Here is a 16,548-nt window from a genome sequence, read left to right on the forward strand (position 1 = left end):
TCCGTTGATTATCGCGATGCGATTCGCATACCTATTTTCGGGACGACAAATTTCCCGTCGCGGTGTCGACGAGTATTTCACGTCAGGTGCGACGAATATTCGCCGCACACCAATCAACAGTATTGATTCTGCATTTGAAGCCGCCCACTCGGTCGAGCGGATATCACCCCGATCACTGCCCGAGGGGGCATGGCCGCAGTACAGCGCGTCGATGGATCGCGACGGAGGCGACTGCGAACTCCCGTGCGACGATGCGGGTGCGCACCTCGCGCCACCGTGGTCTGACACCGTGGTCTGACACCGTAGGACCTACCTTCCATTCACTCGCTTCACACAGTGAGGGACTCGGCGGCGACGCCGACGCGCGAACTTCGGGCCGGGTGACCGATCCGAACGTCGCGTACCGCCATCGCCGCCTCCGGCAACTATACAGTAGGTATTACAGTTACTCACACAAGATTGTCGCGACGCCGGCCCGTCTGCGACGCCATCCCCGCGAACAGCAGGTCGAGAAGACCAGCGGCACTGCGATATCCCGCCGACGGAGGACCGGCGAGAACTCGATACAACAGGGTGCCGACAACCGCGTCGGCCGCCGCGGCGAGATCGGCGTCGGCGCGCAATTGCCCCTGTTCCACCCCCACCGCGAGTCGCCCGATCAGGTGGTCGCGGGTCGGTCCGGTGAGCTGCCCGAAGAGCCGCTCGGCGTCCGAAGCGCTGTCGGCGGCCGCCGCGGCGAGGCCGCGAACCATCGCGACGGAGGCGGGGTCGTCGATCCGCTGGAATTGTTCGTCCAGCCAGGTACGCAGATCGGCTTCGACATCGCCTGTGTCGGGCGGTACGCCCCCGCTGGTGTCGAGGTAGCCTGCCAGAACGGCCTCGGCGACCACCGCCGCCTTCGAGGACCACCGGCGATACACCGTCTGTTTGCCGACCCCGGCCCCTGCCGCGATCGCCTCCATCGTCAATTGCTCGTAGCCACCGGATCTCAGCAGGTCACGGGCAGATTCCAGAATCGCCTGGTGCGCGCGAGCGCTCCGCGGCCGACCGCGCTGGACACCTTTCATGTACCGGAACACTAGGCGACAGCATATTTGCTTTACGATACGAGTCGTCTCGAAATGTCGGATAGGAGTTCCCGTGGACAAGGACGTAGCGGTTGTCATCGGCACTGGCGGAATGGGTCAGGCCATCGCCCGCCGGATAGGTAGCGGTCGCTCGGTACTGCTCGCCGATTTCGACGAGGCCGCACTCACGGCCGTCGCCGATCGGCTGCGCGGTGAGGGACATCAGATCAGCACCCGCGTGGTCGATGTGTCCGACCAGGATTCGGTGCGATCGCTCGCCGACGCCGCGGCCGCGCTCGGGCGGGTCACCCACGTCGCCCACACCGCCGGGCTGTCGCCGATGCAGGCAACAGCCGAGATGATCCTGCGGGTGGATCTCGCCGGCGTCGCCTACGTACTCGACGAATTCGCCCGCGTCATCGCCCCGGGCGGCGCCGGGGTCGTCATCGCCAGTATGGCCGGGCACATGTCGGGTGACTACCTCGCCGAACACAATCGGTCCCTGGCCACCACCCCCGCGGCGGAATTGCTCGACCTGCCCTTCCTGTCCTCCGATGAACTGGCCTATCCCGCCGTGGCTTACGCGCTCGCCAAGCGCGCCAACATGCTACGGGTCCAGGCCGCCGCGGGCGCATGGGGCGCACGCGGCGCACGCGTCAACTCGATCAGTCCGGGGATCATCTCGACCCCGATGGGGCAGCAGGAACTCGACGGCGAGTCCGGGGAGAGTATGCGCGCGATGGTTCGGATGTCGGCAAGCCAACGCCTCGGCACCCCCGACGATATCGCCGCCGCGACGGCGTTCCTGCTCGATCCCCAGGCCGGATTCATCACCGGCACAGACCTGCTCGTCGACGGTGGCGTGGTGGCGGCGGCCCGGGCACTGGCATAGGTGGATCGGCGCGCGGTCCGCGCCCAGCCGAGCCGGGCGCGGACCGTATCGCTATCGCGGGCGAGAGCGCTGGCGGCGGTCTGGCCGCAGCACTGGCGCTGCTGGCCGCCGAACGCGGCGAGATCCGGCTCGCCTTCCAGGCGCTGGCTTGCCCCATGATCGATGACGGGACCGCGGCTCGCACCGATATCGACGGCGCGACCCTGCTTGTGGAGCCCGGCCGATAATCGCTTCGGCTTGCGGTCCTACCTCGGCGCGGCGGCCACCGGCGACGTGCCGCCCCTGGCCGCGCCGGGCCGCTACGACGATCTGTCGGGCCCGCCCTCGGCGAAGACGACCGCGACATCGCCTGATCGCCCCGGTCGCCGCCGAAATTCCGGCGGCGACATTCTATTGACGCGATTCAATGACATCTGTCAGTATGTTCACTACCGCTCGACGCGAGGACCCTCTTCCGCGAGAGTGAATTTACAAGTCGGAGAACATATTCCGAGCCGACTCGGCTCCGGCATGTCTACATTCATTGACAAATGTCAATGATATCCGTAAGAAGTCGAGCCATGAGCGAAATTCGGGACAAGCCACAGGGCCGCGAAGCCCAGCGTCTCCGGACACGACAGCGCGTGCTCGACGCCGCCATCGCCGAGTTCAAGGAGACCGGAATGGCCGAGGCCGATGTGGGCGCGATCGTCGACGCCGCGGGAGTGGCGCGCGGCACCTTCTACTTTCATTTCCCCACCAAAGAACATGTGCTGCTCGAGTTGGAGGCGCGCGAGGAGGCGAGGATCGCCCGCGAACTGACCCGCTTCCTCGCGACTGCGCGCGATCTGCCGACGGCGCTGGCGAAGACGATCCAGCTGGTCCTCGCCATGGAACGCAGACTGGGCAGTCTCTTGTTCAAAGATCTTCTCGCGGTGCACTTCTCGCCGACACGTCCGCTGACCGACGAATGGATGGAACATCCCGTCATCGTGCTGGTCGTCCGGATGATCGAGAACGCGCGCGACGCCGGCGAGGCCGAGATCGAGGTCGATCCCTACCACAGCGCGGTGTTCTTCCTGCTCGGGCTCTACGCGCTGCTGACCGCGACGACCAACACCAAACCGCTGCGCGATATGGCGCTCGACAGTTATCTGACCACGGTGCTGCGCAGTCTGGAGCCCCGATGAGTCCAGCGCTACGACCACAGATCGACCGATGTCCTGGTATCGGCGCACTCGAAAGATACGGAGAGATCCCATGTGGCAAGACATCGTGCGGTTGTTCCTCGCCTGGGGCGGGGTTATCGCGATCATCGCTTTCTGGTACTGGATCATGAGCAATATCGGGACCTTCTGAGATGCGCCCATCCGGCAGCGGCCGAAGGCGACCGCGTGGAGTAGGTCATGACCGGTAGTGATACCGCGCACGCGCTGTCGGTCGAACGCAGTTGCGCGGTAACCGCGGTCGCCTTCTCCGGCCGCCGCCGCGACGGCGTCCGCCTTGTCACCGGCGAACGGCGCGGTTTCGGTCTGAGCCCGACACGCACACTCGTGCACGTCCCGTATCCGCCGATCGGGCCGGAATGGACCAGGGCCACGCTGACATGCGGTGTGGCACTGCAATGTTCGCCATCGAAGGACCGCATCGCGCGGTACGCGCTGCACGAATTGTCACCGCGCCAGCTCGGTGCGCTCTCCCTCGTCGAGGGAGGCGTCGCGGCGAGATGGATCGCCGACCGGCTCCCCGGCCTGCTACCGGAACTCCGGCGCATGCTGCCCCACCTCGACATCGCCGAACATGATCTCGAAGGCGACGAAATGCTGGACCGCGCCATGGATCTGGCGCGATCACGAGAACCGCTGACCGGTCATCCGCTGCTGGGGAATCTGCCGTTGGCCGCGCCGGCGCGCGGTGTGTTGGCCGCGGCGTTGCGGCGTGTCTACGGCCGGATGCCGTGGACCAGTAGTCGCAGCGACACCTACCGCGTCATGTCGGTGCCGGTCGGCGGCGAGGGCGGCAGCCGCGGCACGAATCTGCCGCCGCCGAGCCGGCCGGAGAACGACGATATCGAGATCCGCGCCGATCAGCGCGCGGGAGTCCCGTACCCGGAATGGAATCTGTGGACCGACAGCTTCCTGCGTGATCACGTCGCGGTGCTGGAGCGCAGACTTCCGACCCGGCCCCGGCCGGTCGCCGCGGTATCCCCGGACGTGCGGCGATGGTTCGAAGAACATACCCACCGTGGGATGCGTACCGGTCTGGAGGACGGCTCGGACCTCGATATCGACCGCTACGTCGGCCATTATGTCGACCTGATGGCCGGAGACGCGGGCGAACCACGGGTCTTCCGCGACCTGCTGCCGAGTTCCCGTGATGTCACCACCGCGCTGCTGTTGGACGGCAGCTCCTCACTCGGCGTGCACGGCGGCCGGATATTCCGGCTGGAGCTCGAATGCGCCGACGCCCTGTCCAGGGCGATGACATCGGCGCACGAACGCCACGGCATCTTCGTCTTCACCGGCAATACGCGCCACCGGGTAGAAGTGAACTGCCTCAAGGATTTCGACGACCGCCACTTCGTCGATCCGAGCGGCGTCGGTCTGCTCACCGCGGGCTATACCCGCCTCGGCGCGCCGCTGCGGCATCTGACCCGCCGATTGCTGGAACAGCCCTGCGAACGCCGCCTGCTCATCGTCATCGGCGACGGCCTGATATCCGACGAAGGGTACGAGGGCCGCTACGCCTGGGCCGATGTCGCGCACGCCGTCGAGGAGGCCGATGACGCCGGGGTCTCCATCTACTACCTCGGCGTCGGGCCGACCCGCGTCGATCCCCTGCCCGAGGTCTTCGGGCACCGCCGCTCCCGCCGTATCCGGCGGGTCGAAGAACTACCCCGGGTACTCGCCCATATCCATCGGGAGTTGGTCGCCGAATGAAAAATGATCTCTACTACACCACCGGCACCGAAGTGCAACTGTTCGAATGGGCGTTCCACCAACAGATGCCGGTGATGCTCACCGGACCGACCGGCTGCGGAAAGACGCGTTTCGTCGAACATATGGGCCACCTGCTCGGCCGCCCCGTCGTCACCATCAGCTGCCACGACGACCTCACCAGTTCCGACCTCGTCGGCCGATTCATGGTGACCGGCGGTGATGTCGTCTGGACCGACGGGCCGCTGACGAGGGCGGTGAAATCCGGCGCCATCTGCTACCTGGACGAGGTGGTCGAAGCCCGCCACGATTCGCTGGCCATCCTGCACTCGCTCACCGACCACCGACGCGCGCTGTTCCTCGATCGCGCCGACGAGGTCGTGCGGGCCCGCGAACCATTCATGCTCGTCTGCTCCTACAACCCGGCGTACCGCAGTTCGCTCAAGGAGTTGAAACCCTCCTTCCGGCAACGGTTCGTCACCATCGCGATGAGCTATCTGCCGCCGGATCGCGAAGCGGAGGTCCTCGTCGCCGAATCGGGTGTCGAGCCGGCTATCGCCTATCGACTCGTCAACTGCGCCAACACCATTCGAAATGCCGACGAGGTATTCCACTTCGAACCGCCGTCGACGCGCGTGCTGGTCGCCGCGGCACGGCTGATCGCCGCGGGCGCGAGCGAGATCGAGGCGGCGCACGCGTGCGTCCTCGCACCGCTGAGCAGCGACGGCGCCATCGACGAGGGCCTTCGAGAGATCGCGGCGGCGAACCTGCTCGCCGCCGACGGCTCGCACACGCAGTCACCGTAGGAGAGAACCGCCATGAATGAACAGGATCGCCGACGTAAGCGCGCGCTGATCGTCTTCCAGATCGCCATGTACGGATTCCTACTGGCGATGTTCCTCATCCAACTGAATATGTACTTCACCCGGGATTGGTAGGACCGACCGTGAATCTGCCGACATTCAACCGGCGCCGCGACGGGGGCGGCGGCGCCACCGCGACGAAAACCCCTGACGCCAAGGCCTCGGTGACCTACGACCAGCACGATGCGGAAAGCCGTACCGCACAACGTCACGCCGACGTGTGGCTCACCATCGGCACCGCGCTCATGGGCACCTTCATCTTCGGCTTCATCGGCCTGCCGATCTTCCTGCGCGGCGTATGGCTACAGCGGCAAGCGCAGAGATCCGGGCTGTCGGTCCGGCCCATTATCGTCACCCTCATCGGCTACCTGGTCATCCTCGACGCCTTCCTCAACAGCATCGGGTGGATCCTGGATCTGTTCGCCAACCACACATTGATCACGCGCGTGTTCTTCACCGCGTGGGGCAATTTCGTGGACAACGGCTACTTCTGGCATTACAACGAGCTGTGGATCGGCGGCTCTAGCGCGCCCGGCGAAAAGGGTTGGGAGGTCACGCTGATCTGCACGGTATTCCCGATGCGGGTCGCCGCGGCCATCGCGTTCCTCCAGATGAAGCGCTGGGGCCACCAGTGGCTCACGGTCACCTGCTGGTTCGGCGTCGTCATCTGGGTCGGCTATGTCGTCAATATGACCATGTACGCCGACGTCCGGTTCGAGGGCACGGTACTGCCGGTCGTCGGCTGGTGGTTGTACGACATCTTCTACATTACCCCATTCCTGGCCATCCCCTACCTGCATACGGTCAACCGCGAGATCTTCTCCGACTGACCGTCGACGAAAACCACACGGACCCGGGAGAATTCCATGAGCACAACCCCAGCCCCGACCGAGAAATCCGCCGAGCAAGAACTGCCGCTCGGCACCACACCAGCCTTCGCGGGTATGCACAAATGGCTCAAACGCGGCATTTTCGTCTGCCTCTTCGCGCTCGTCGTCGAAGGCGCGTTCACCATTCCCGCCCTCGCCATCTGGTACGGCTGGCCCACACTGTCTTTCACCGAGATCTGCGGCGAACTCATGAAGGTCCGCTACAGCGACGACACCATCGAATGCGAACAGCCCTACCCCCTCGGCGGACCCCCGTTCGGCGGCGAACCCGAAGCGGCCCACCAAGACACCGCACGCGACGAATGGGGTGTCCAACCCAAACCCGAATACCACCGCATCGGATTCCGCGAACTCATCCGGATCCACGAAGAACGGATCGCCCGCGAACAGGCCGAGCATGCGGGGCATCCGTAGGAAAGCTATTCTGCCCGAAACATTCTGAACGAAAGGCCGCTTGTGACCTCGCAGGCTCTCGTCACGATGCTCGGGCTCGGTATGGCCGTGAAGGAGGCGGTCCGGGCGGGTTTCGACCGAACCGTCTCCTTCCGCGCGACGCTGCCGCTGCGCGTCGACGAGGTGACCGAGCAGTGGCTCGGCGACTCGCTCGGGCTGCCGCCCGGAGTCATCACCTCGGTCCGCGTCGTCGATCATCATTCCGGGACGGCGGCGCGGGCTCGAGTCGCGGTGAAATCCGAGTCCGCCGACATCCCCCCGCATCTGTTCGTGAAACTGCCGCCGCGCAACTACTTACAGCATGTGCTGATGAATATCTTCCGGCTCGGCACCCGCGAGGTACTCGCCTACAACGCGCTCGGCGAGGATCCGCCGGTGCGGGTGCCGCGCTGCTATGCCGCGAAGTCCGACGAACTGCGCAAGCGCAATGTCCTCGTACTGGAGGATCTGTCGGAGACCGCCGAATTCCGCACGGTGATCGACACGGTGACCGGCGCCGAGGCCGAAGCCGTCGTGGACGCGCTGGCCGACCTGCACGGAAGGTTCTGGGGCACCGACCGTTTCGCCGCCGACCTGCGCCCGCTCGCGCAGCGCTCCGCGGCGGAGATCCGGATCGGCGACATCATCCGCCGCCAATTCCTCGCGGAGATCACCGGGCATACGTCGGACCTGATCTCGGAGGAGACCAAGAAACAATGCCGCGTCTTCTACGAGCGCAGCGCTGATATCGACGCGTTCTGGGCGTCACAGCCGCAGACCCTGATCCACGGCGACCCGCATCTGGGCAACCTCTTCTTCGAGGGCGCCACACCGGGTTTCCTCGACTGGCAGATCGCCACGGCGGGAGCGGGAATCCGCGATATCGCGTATTTCGCGACCGCTTCGGTAGCACCCGAACTGCTCCGGACGATCGAGCGCGATCTCGTCGCTCGCTACACCGCCGCGCTCACGGCCGCGGGTATCGATGTCGATGGCGAGCGCATGTGGACGCTGTACCGGGCCGCCGTGACCGAATTCTTCCTCGCCGCCGTCTGCACCGCGGAAGCCGGTGAACGCATGCAGCCGCTGGACGTGTCGAGGGTCGGTGTGGAACGCGCCGTCGCGAGTGTCTCCGTCCATGACAGTTTCACCGTGCTGGCCGACCTGATCGACGGCAAGAGCGGGTGAGAGCGTGACGGCATCCGGCGCGCGAGCCGGATGCCGTTGTCACTCAGACGAAATCGGACCCGCCGTCGACGTTGACATTGGCGCCGGTCATATAGGAATTGCGTCGCGAGGCCAGGAAGGCGGCGACCGGCCCGATCTCCTCGGGCAGACCGGCCCGCGGCAACTGCGCGGGATGCCCGTAATGGGTGCCTATCGCCTCCATCAGTCGATAGGGATCGTCGCTGTCGATGCCGACCGAACGTGCCCACTCGGTCAGGGCCGGGGTGACGAAGGTGCCCGGCGATACCACGTTGACCAGGATCTCCTCCTTCGCCAGCAACAGTGACAGATTCTTCGACACACTCGTCACCATGGCCTTGGCGGCGGTGTAGGCCACCAGCGAAACAGTCTGGCGCTGCGTCGAATGCGCCGAGAAGTTGACGATCCGCCCCCACGCGGCGTTGCGCAGCAGCGGCAGGGCCGCATTGACGCAGTGCACGAGGGCCAGCACCCCGTGGTCGACGGCCTCGCGCCATTGATCGTCGGATAATTCCTCGACGGTGCCCTGCACATTCGGACCGACCGTATTGATCAAGGCGTTGAGTTCACCGCCCCACCGCTGCCGCAGTTCGGCGAAAACGGCGTCGACCTGTCCGATATCCCTGGCGTCGGCGACAAGACCGACGGCATCCGGGCTGCCGCTTTCGGCCAGCTCCGCGGCCGCGCGATCCACATCGGCACGGGAACGGCCGACCACCGCGACCCGCGCCCCCTCCTGCGCCAGGCAGCGCGCGGTGGCGAGGCCCATGCCGCGGCTACCGCCGACCACTACCGCCGCCGCGCCGCTGAATCCCAAATCCACGAGTGCTACCGCCTCTACCGTCGAGCGATCGGATATCCGAGGACGAACCGCCAGACGCCGCGGCCGATCGCCGCCGGGCCAGGACTTCACGCCGGATATCGACTGTTTCACATACTGTATATGCATCGGTAAGGCGGACAGAAGAGTTCCCGCGGTCGAATCGACGACGACCGCCGAACCACCCCTTCCATTTTGTCATCGGGTGCCATTATGCTGGCGGTCACATCCCTTCGGCCTCCGAGGAGCAACAATGAGTGACGTGACAGCCAGCACAACGGTTGCCACCGATGACACCCTTATCGAGGCGGACGTCCTCGTCGAGGAAGTCTCGATCGACGGAATGTGCGGTGTCTACTGACCCCGCCGCATCATTCGACCCGGCCCTGCCCTATACCTTGGCGGGGTCGGTGTCGTTGCGGCCCGAACCATTCGGCGCGCTGGTCTACGACTACGCGACCCGAAGGCTTTCTTTTCTGAAGACACCCCTGCTGGTGAATGTGGTCCGCGAGTTGGAGAATCATCCGGACGCCTCGAGCACCCTGGTAGCGGCGGATGTTCCCGCCGCCGATCACGACCGGTATCTGCGCGCCCTCGCCGGATTGTGCGAGTCGGGAACCATTCACCTTCGCGCGGCCTCCTGAAGCGGACAGGAACATCATGAAACTTGTCGAGCATTTCGAATACGGCCTCGATGCGCCCATCTGCCTGACGTGGGAATTGACCTACGCCTGCAATCTGGCCTGCACGCACTGCCTTTCCTCATCGGGTCGCCGAGACCCGCGCGAGCTGAACACCGACGAATGCAAGGCAGTCATCGATGAACTCCAGCGCATGCAGGTGTTCTACGTGAATATCGGCGGCGGCGAGCCGACGGTGCGCCAGGACTTCTGGGAACTGCTCGACTACGCGGTCGACCACGGTGTCGGCGTCAAGTTCTCCACCAACGGGGTTCGCATCACCCCGGAGCGGGCAGAGCAACTGGCCGCCAGCGATTACGTCGACGTACAGATCTCGCTCGACGGCGCCACCGCCGAAGTCAACGACGCCGTGCGCGGCGCAGGCTCTTTCGCCACCGCGTGGCGAGCCATGGAGAATCTCGCCGCGGCAGGTAAGACCGGCTTCAAGATCTCGGTGGTGATGACCCGCGAGAATGTCGGGCAGCTCGACGAATTCAAAGCCATCGCCGACCGATTCGGCGCGCAATTGCGCATCACCCGGCTGCGGCCGTCGGGCCGCGGCGCGGATGTCTGGCAGGATCTGCATCCCACCGCCGACCAGCAACTGGTGATCTACAACTGGCTCGTCGCGAACGGCGAGGACGTGCTGACGGGTGATTCGTTCTTCCACCTCAACGCACTCGGCTCCACCCCGCTGCCCGGCCTGAACCTGTGCGGCGCCGGTCGCGTCGTCTGCCTCATCGACCCGGTCGGTGACGTCTACGCCTGCCCGTTCGCCATCCACGACCAGTTCCTCGCTGGCAATGTCCGCGACGAGGGCGGCTTCGAAACGGTCTGGCGCGCATCGGAATTGTTCACCCGTCTGCGCGAACCGCAGACCGGCGGCGGCTGTACCTCGTGCTCGGCCTTCGATTCCTGCCGTGGCGGCTGCATGGCCGCGAAATTCTTCACCGGACTGCCATTGGACGGTCCCGATCCGGAATGCGTGCGGGGCAACGCGGAGCTCGCGCTCGTCGGTGCTGGCGCCAACCGGCCCCAGCCGGACAAGGACCATTCCCGCACCGGTACGCGCCGCACATCGGTGGCGCTCGGGCTGCCCTCGACATCGAGGGCGACCGCGGTCACGGTCGCGCCCGACCGCGCCTGCGATACCAGCCCCCTGGCGGGATTCGGCCACTGACGCCGTAGGGCAGGTCCACCCCCTGCCCTACATTCGGGCCGTATCGCCGAGCGTGTCACCCGTAGGGGGTGATGCGTCCGATTCCGAGATTGCGGAGAGTCGCACCCAGTGCCTCCCAGCTCGAGCAAGGAGTCGGTCCATGGCGGCAACAAACCACGCGCGGCCCGTGCGCGCCGCGCTCGTCTCCGAGAGCGCGGCCTCGGCGGACGACCCGCTCCCCAGCTGGCGAGACGGCGTCGTCAAGAAGGACATCCTGGAGTTCGTGGCGCGGGTGACGGCCGACGATGTCGCACCCGAGGAGCGGATCGCCGTCTTCGACAATGACGGCACGCTCTGGTGTGAGAAGCCGATGCCCATCCAGCTCGATTTCATCGCGCGCCGCCTGGTCGCCATGTGCGTGCAGGTGCCCGCGTTGCGCACTCGCCAACCCTGGCAGGCGGCCTACACCAAGGATTACGACTGGCTGAACGGCATTGTCACCGAGCATTACCGCGGTGAGGACAGTGAGGCGGCCGCGCTCGCCACCGGAGTGCTGACGGCGTTCGCCGGAGTGACCGTGGAGGAATTCGAGGCCCAGGCCGACCGATTCCTGCGCACGACCGAGCACCCCACCCTCGGTCGCCTCTACTCGGCGTGCGCGTACACACCGATGGTCGAACTGCTCGGCTTCCTCGAGGCCAACGGATTCGACAACTACATCGCCTCCGGCGGGGGTCGCGACTTCATGCGGCCGATCAGCCAGGACATGTACGGCATTCCCCGCGATCGTGTCATCGGCAGTAGTGCCACGCTGGCATGGAAAGACGCAACGATCGTCCACAACGCCGAGGTGGACGTCCTGGACGACGGGCCGGACAAGCCCGTCCGAATCTGGAGTCGAATCGGGCGCAGACCCCTGCTCGCGGTCGGGAACACCAACGGGGATATCCCGATGCTGCGATTCACCGAACGCGGGGATCGGCCGACATTGCGCATGCTGGTGCTCCATGACGACCCCGCCCGCGAATTCGACTATGTGAACGGCGCCGAACGGGCGCTCGAGTCGGCCGCCACCGAGGGCTGGACGGTGATCAGCATCCGCGACGATTGGGCGACCGTCTTCGACCTGCCGTAGCGGTCAGTGTTCTCCCTCACTCCGGGCCCTGCGCCGACACGCGCGGAGGGCGAATCTCTGTGAGAATATTGGCGAACCAGACAACGGCGTCAAACTATCTGTGCCAGATCAGAATTCAACTACCGGCGGGGCCACGAGCCCGCGCCGGATCGAGGAAGCGGGAATACGTCTTGTACTGGGGACTCATCACGATCGTCATCGTCGTCGCACTGCTGCTGCTCGTGGCCGCGGCGATGAAACCGCGCGATCGACACGAGAGCCGCATTCGGGTCGGATACGACCTGCCGGATCGAGACCCGCGCAGTTCGCAGCCGCGAGAGGCAGTGCACCACTAGTCGAAAGTCCACCCTGTTCCGCGAGGTCGCGGCTCCGGCGTGCGGTTGCCGCCAGGTGTTATGCACACGAGGTGGCGGCGCCGGGACACCGCGGCGGATATGGACAGGCCGCGGCCGGAACGGTTTCGGGTTCGCACCACCGGGAGAACGACGATATCGGGCGAATCACAGCGCCTTCGATCAGCGATCTCTCCCGGTGGCGCGCTACCCAGTCGATCGGTGAACAAGTCCGGGGCGCAACCGATTTCATGAACGGCCCGAGCGAACCCCCGCCACGAGAGCATCAGCGGGGTCGCGACGATCACGCCGTGGTGACGCTCGGTGGGTCGAGTTGACGCAGACGCTGCTCGACGAATTCCATGGTTTCCGCGTGACCTCCGGTCACACCGAGCGATTCCTCCAGCATCAGGAAGCGCGAGACGCCCGAGAGCGCGACGACCACTACGGCCGAGGGCCATTTCTCCTCATCGGTCTCGTAGTTTTCCATGAAATTTCGCAGGGCCGTCATCTCGGCTTCCCTGAACCGATTGGAATATTCGGTGAGGGCGGCGCGAATCACCTTGCGGTGGTTGGACAATGCCGCGAATTCCAAGGTGAGCGCCGCTGCCGCGGCCTCGGTATTGAATTCCCACAGCGCACGCAGCGGATTGGGCGAGGCAAGTGCCTGCGCCTGCCGCGCCAACCCCTCCTCGGCACGCCGCTGGAAGACTTCGAGCAGCAGATCGTCCATGGTCCGGAAGTAGTAGTAGACGAGCTGATATTTCAGCCCGGCCTTGCGAGCGACAGCGCGCGAGGTGACGGCCGCGTAGCCCTCTTCGAGCATGAGCTGCTCCGCGGCGTCCAGCAGGACCGTGCGATTCTTCGCATCGGGCGCACCGAACCTTCTCGGCGATGTCATCTCGATAACCTCCGTGACTTGTGACCGTCGCTCACCGTGTCATCCGCGTCGACCGCGTGCCGCGATCCACCGAGTCTCGATGATCAGCGCTTCCGTTCCGATGCTAGGCGGCCTGGCATCGTCGCCACCGATCGCCCGGAGAAATCTAACCCAATCGGCGCGACCGCCCCGCTCCCTCAGCCGAAGTCGCCTCCCGATCGCCCTCGGCCTGCCGAGCGGCACGTTTGCCTCGGGCGAGTTCGGTGGCGAGGGCGTCGAGGGGTTGCGCGAACTGCTCGATCGGATGCGACAGCCTTGCCAGCCACGTCCGCGCGACCTCCACCCCGGCGGGATCTATGGCGTAGATCCTGCGGGTACCCTCCGCCCGGACGGTCACCAACCCGGCATCGCGCAGCACCTTCAGATGTTGCGAGACGGCGGGCTGGGAGATCGGCGAGTACGCGCGCACGGCGTCGACCACCGCGCCCGCGGGCATTTCGCCGCTCGCCACCAGTTCGAGGATGCCGCGGCGAATCGGATCGCCCAGCGCCTCGAAGATCTTCGCCGCCGAGGATTCCATCAGGACTCGGGGCTGTCCTCGGGCATGGTCGTGTAGAACACGATGGTCTGCTCGGCGGCGGTATGCGCCTGCGTTGGATCATCGCCGTCGCCGATGGCCGCGTCCGCCCAGCCGACCGCCGAGGTCCTGATGAAGGTGATGCCTTCGGGCGTGAGGGGAAATTCCATCGCCGTGGCCGGATCGACGGGGGCTCCGCTCGCGATGTGCAGACCGAGTCCCATCAGGGCCAGATCCCAGCCGACCCCGACCGCGCCCGGCCCGAACTGCGACCAGAATTCCGGATCGACCTCGGCCTCGTGCACCAATTCCAGCGACGTGCCCTCCCCCTCGGGGCTGAGGCTCACCTCCAGCCACGACATCTGCGGCCCCATTTCCCAGGTCACCGCGAACCGCTTCGGCTCTTCGCACTGTTCGATCACACCGCCCGCGTTGCCCTCGGTCTGATATCTCCCGCCGAGCCGCAATTCGCCACTGACCGGGAGGAACCAGCGCGGGAGCCGCTGCGGATTCGTCAACGCGTCCCAGAGATCACCCTGATCGGTCGGATAGGTACGCCGCGCGACCGCGATCCGCGTCGGCGTTCCCGCACGCGTGCCGGATCGGACTTCGCGAGTCACCAGTCCCGCGATGGCGACCGGATCGGTCAGCAATGCCATGACAACCTCCTTTTTATAAGTGTGAACTTATATTAGCGGTCACAACCCACCCCGGCAATCTCTTCGCACGGAGCCGCGTCCGATCAGGACGGCGGCAGCGGGGAGCGCGGGTCGAGGACGATACCGAGCGCGCGCAGGCGATGGTCGATCAGCAGCCAGGATTCGATGACCAAGGTCTCGACCAGTTCGTCCCTGGAGCTCTCGCGGTGGGTCAGCCACCAGCGCACCGAGGCGTCGATCAGGCCGAGCAGCGCGACGACCAGTCGATCCGCGGCGGCGCGATCGGCGCCGAAACGGGGAATGTAGCGCGTGGCGGCGGCCGAGATCTCGGAGGCGAACGCGCTACCGCCGATACTCGGATCGTCGTTGCCTCGTCGATAGTTGCGACCGAGCAGGAATCGGTACAGGTTGGGATGCTCGTTCGCCCATCCGACATGTTCGGCGACCGGCGCGCGGATGATGTCGAGCGGAGTGCCGTCCACCGCGAGCGCCGCACGGATCCGCTGGGTCAACTCCTCGTGCGCGTGCCGGGCGATGGCGAGGTCGAGCTCTTCCTTGCTGGCGAAATGCCGGTAGAAGTGCGTGCGATTGAGTCCGGCGCGATCGGCGATCTGGCCGGTGAGCGCATTCGGCCCCTCGTCCTCGATGGCGGCGATCGCGGCGTCGACGATCGCCCGTCGACGATCCTCGCCGCGATTCCCCGAGCGCCGAGTAACGGCGGTATCGGTCCATCGGGTATCTGTCACACCGGCCACGCTAGCCGACCGTTCCTGCCGATTAGGCATATTTCTTGCCTCCCGGCCCCACGTGGGACACACTGTACCCGCTAATTCTGGTTACCAATATGTACCCAGTGCTTTGCCGAGCCGAAGGAGCCTCGATGACCGCGCACCGGTCCCCGTGGATGAACGATGATCTCGACGCGCTGCGCGACCTCGCGCGGGCGTTCTTCGAGAAAGAGGTCGCACCGAACGTCGACAAGTACCTCCAGCAACACCACGTCGACAGGGATCTGTGGAACAAGGCGGGCGACCTCGGCCTGCTGTGCCTGTCCATCCCCGAGGAGTACGGCGGCGGCGGCGGCACCTTCGCGCACGAGGCCGTCATCATCGAGGAACAGGCCAGGATCGTCGACACCGCGTGGGGCCAGAGCCTGCACAACGGCATCGTCGCGCACTACCTGCTCTCCTACGGCACCGAAGAGCAGAAGAAGACGTGGCTGCCGAAGATGGCCAGCGGAGAAGTGGTCGGCGCCATCGCCATGACCGAACCGGGTACGGGATCGGATCTGCAGAACGTCAAGGCCAAGGCGATCCGCGATGGCGACGAATACGTCGTCAACGGTTCCAAGACGTTCATCACCAACGGCGCGCAGGCCGATCTGATCATCGTCGTCGTCAAAACCGATACCACCCAGGGCGCCGCGGGTATCAGCCTGGTGCTGGTCGAGGCCGACCGTCCCGGTTTCCGCCGCGGCCGGGTCCTGGACAAGATCGGCCAGAAGGGTCAGGACACCTCCGAACTGTTCTTCGAGGACGTCAGGATTCCGGTCACCAATCTGCTCGGCACCGCCGAAGGCCAGGGTTTCGTCCAGCTCATGCAGCAACTGCCGCAGGAACGGCTGATCATCGCCGTCGGCGCGGTCGCCGGGATGGAAGCGGCGCTCGAGCACACCGTGCGCTACACCAAGGAGCGCGAGGCGTTCGGCCGCACCGTGTTCAACTTCCAGAACACCAAATTCAAACTGGCCGAGGTGGCGACCGAGGCCAGGGTCGCGCGCGTGTTCACCGACGACTGCATCGTCAAGCACATCAAGGGTGAACTCGATATCCCCACGGTCGCGATGGCCAAGTGGTGGACCACCGACCGGGCGCTTTCGGTCACCAGCGAATGTCTGCAACTGCACGGCGGCTACGGCTATATGACCGAATACCCGATCTCGCGGATGTGGGTCGACAGCCGCGTCCAGATGATCTACGCGGGAACCAACGAGATCATGAAAGAGATCATCGCCCGCACCCTGTGATCGCATCCCGCGGCG

At 65.5% G+C, this 16,548-nt stretch carries 18 protein-coding genes and 1 pseudogene; 13 read left to right on the forward strand and 6 right to left on the reverse strand.

The features are described 5' to 3' along the window. Positions 1-449: 449 nt before the first annotated feature. Entirely contained in the window at positions 450-1,067 is a 618-nt protein-coding gene (locus tag ABZS43_RS28615) for a TetR/AcrR family transcriptional regulator (RefSeq protein WP_355039080.1), read from the reverse strand. A gap of 73 nt (positions 1,068-1,140) precedes the next feature. Here ABZS43_RS28615 and ABZS43_RS28620 point away from each other — a divergent pair, with 73 nt between their 5' ends. From ABZS43_RS28620 to ABZS43_RS28655, 8 genes and pseudogenes are all read left to right on the forward strand, one after another. Continuing rightward, the gene (locus ABZS43_RS28620; protein ID WP_355039081.1) at positions 1,141-1,959 is read left to right on the forward strand and encodes an SDR family oxidoreductase; all 819 of its coding nucleotides are present in this window, start codon (positions 1,141-1,143) and stop codon (positions 1,957-1,959) included. 44 nt (positions 1,960-2,003) lie between these two features. Further along, positions 2,004-2,220, forward strand: a pseudogene (locus tag ABZS43_RS28625) (alpha/beta hydrolase fold domain-containing protein); the annotation flags it as partial. 299 nt (positions 2,221-2,519) lie between these two features. Then, positions 2,520-3,128, forward strand: coding sequence for a TetR family transcriptional regulator (locus ABZS43_RS28630; RefSeq protein ID WP_355039082.1), 609 nt, complete (start codon positions 2,520-2,522; stop codon positions 3,126-3,128). Positions 3,129-3,344: 216 nt separating this feature from the next. Then, positions 3,345-4,877: a MorD protein gene (locus tag ABZS43_RS28635; protein WP_355039083.1), complete on the forward strand. Its 1,533-nt coding sequence runs from the start codon at positions 3,345-3,347 to the stop codon at positions 4,875-4,877. After that, positions 4,874-5,680 (forward strand): CbbQ/NirQ/NorQ/GpvN family protein, encoded by an 807-nt coding sequence (locus tag ABZS43_RS28640; RefSeq protein WP_355039084.1) that lies wholly within the window; start codon positions 4,874-4,876, stop codon positions 5,678-5,680. Before ABZS43_RS28635 ends, ABZS43_RS28640 begins: the two co-directional genes overlap by 4 nt. 140 nt (positions 5,681-5,820) lie before the next feature. Continuing rightward, entirely contained in the window at positions 5,821-6,567 is a 747-nt protein-coding gene (locus ABZS43_RS28645; RefSeq protein ID WP_355039085.1) for a hypothetical protein, read from the forward strand. A 36-nt stretch (positions 6,568-6,603) separates the two neighbouring features. Next, complete coding sequence (locus tag ABZS43_RS28650; protein ID WP_355039086.1) at positions 6,604-7,041, forward strand: hypothetical protein; 438 nt, start codon at positions 6,604-6,606, stop codon at positions 7,039-7,041. A 42-nt stretch (positions 7,042-7,083) separates the two neighbouring features. Further along, positions 7,084-8,247 carry an aminoglycoside phosphotransferase family protein gene (locus ABZS43_RS28655; protein ID WP_355039087.1) on the forward strand — a complete coding sequence of 388 codons (1,164 nt, stop codon included), beginning with the start codon at positions 7,084-7,086 and terminating at the stop codon, positions 8,245-8,247. 43 nt (positions 8,248-8,290) lie between these two features. On the opposite strand, the gene ABZS43_RS28660 is transcribed toward ABZS43_RS28655, so the two are convergent. Next, entirely contained in the window at positions 8,291-9,088 is a 798-nt protein-coding gene (locus tag ABZS43_RS28660; protein WP_355039088.1) for an SDR family oxidoreductase, read from the reverse strand. A gap of 250 nt (positions 9,089-9,338) precedes the next feature. Here ABZS43_RS28660 and mftA point away from each other — a divergent pair, with 250 nt between their 5' ends. The 4 genes from mftA (at position 9,339) to ABZS43_RS28680 (ending at position 12,059) form a co-directional block, all read left to right on the forward strand. Continuing rightward, the gene (mftA, locus tag ABZS43_RS28665) at positions 9,339-9,446 is read left to right on the forward strand and encodes a mycofactocin precursor MftA (protein ID WP_355039089.1); all 108 of its coding nucleotides are present in this window, start codon (positions 9,339-9,341) and stop codon (positions 9,444-9,446) included. Beyond that, positions 9,436-9,729, forward strand: coding sequence for a mycofactocin biosynthesis chaperone MftB (mftB, locus tag ABZS43_RS28670; protein WP_355039090.1), 294 nt, complete (start codon positions 9,436-9,438; stop codon positions 9,727-9,729). Before mftA ends, mftB begins: the two co-directional genes overlap by 11 nt. A 16-nt stretch (positions 9,730-9,745) precedes the next feature. Continuing rightward, positions 9,746-10,945 (forward strand): mycofactocin radical SAM maturase, encoded by a 1,200-nt coding sequence (gene mftC / locus ABZS43_RS28675; protein ID WP_355039091.1) that lies wholly within the window; start codon positions 9,746-9,748, stop codon positions 10,943-10,945. A 139-nt stretch (positions 10,946-11,084) separates the two neighbouring features. Then, the gene (locus tag ABZS43_RS28680) at positions 11,085-12,059 is read left to right on the forward strand and encodes an HAD family hydrolase (protein WP_355039092.1); all 975 of its coding nucleotides are present in this window, start codon (positions 11,085-11,087) and stop codon (positions 12,057-12,059) included. Between the two features lie 636 nt (positions 12,060-12,695). Here the strand turns inward: ABZS43_RS28680 and ABZS43_RS28685 are convergent. The 4 genes from ABZS43_RS28685 to ABZS43_RS28700 all read right to left on the reverse strand — a co-directional run bounded on the left by ABZS43_RS28685 (position 12,696) and on the right by ABZS43_RS28700 (position 15,253). Further along, a complete protein-coding gene (locus ABZS43_RS28685; protein WP_355039093.1) occupies positions 12,696-13,292 on the reverse strand; it encodes a helix-turn-helix domain-containing protein in 597 nt (198 codons plus the stop codon). 145 nt (positions 13,293-13,437) lie between these two features. Continuing rightward, the gene (locus ABZS43_RS28690) at positions 13,438-13,851 is read right to left on the reverse strand and encodes a metalloregulator ArsR/SmtB family transcription factor (RefSeq protein WP_355039094.1); all 414 of its coding nucleotides are present in this window, start codon (positions 13,849-13,851) and stop codon (positions 13,438-13,440) included. Next, positions 13,851-14,507 (reverse strand): SRPBCC family protein, encoded by a 657-nt coding sequence (locus tag ABZS43_RS28695; RefSeq protein WP_355039095.1) that lies wholly within the window; start codon positions 14,505-14,507, stop codon positions 13,851-13,853. Before ABZS43_RS28695 ends, ABZS43_RS28690 begins: the two co-directional genes overlap by 1 nt. A gap of 83 nt (positions 14,508-14,590) precedes the next feature. Then, entirely contained in the window at positions 14,591-15,253 is a 663-nt protein-coding gene (locus ABZS43_RS28700; RefSeq protein ID WP_355039096.1) for a TetR/AcrR family transcriptional regulator, read from the reverse strand. 134 nt (positions 15,254-15,387) lie between these two features. On the opposite strand from ABZS43_RS28700, the gene ABZS43_RS28705 reads away from it, so the two are divergent. Further along, positions 15,388-16,533 carry an acyl-CoA dehydrogenase family protein gene (locus ABZS43_RS28705; RefSeq protein WP_355039097.1) on the forward strand — a complete coding sequence of 382 codons (1,146 nt, stop codon included), beginning with the start codon at positions 15,388-15,390 and terminating at the stop codon, positions 16,531-16,533. Positions 16,534-16,548: the final 15 nt, after the last annotated feature.

Origin of the sequence: Nocardia sp. NPDC005366, from assembly GCF_040606855.1 — a bacterium.
GTDB lineage: Bacteria > Actinomycetota > Actinomycetes > Mycobacteriales > Mycobacteriaceae > Nocardia.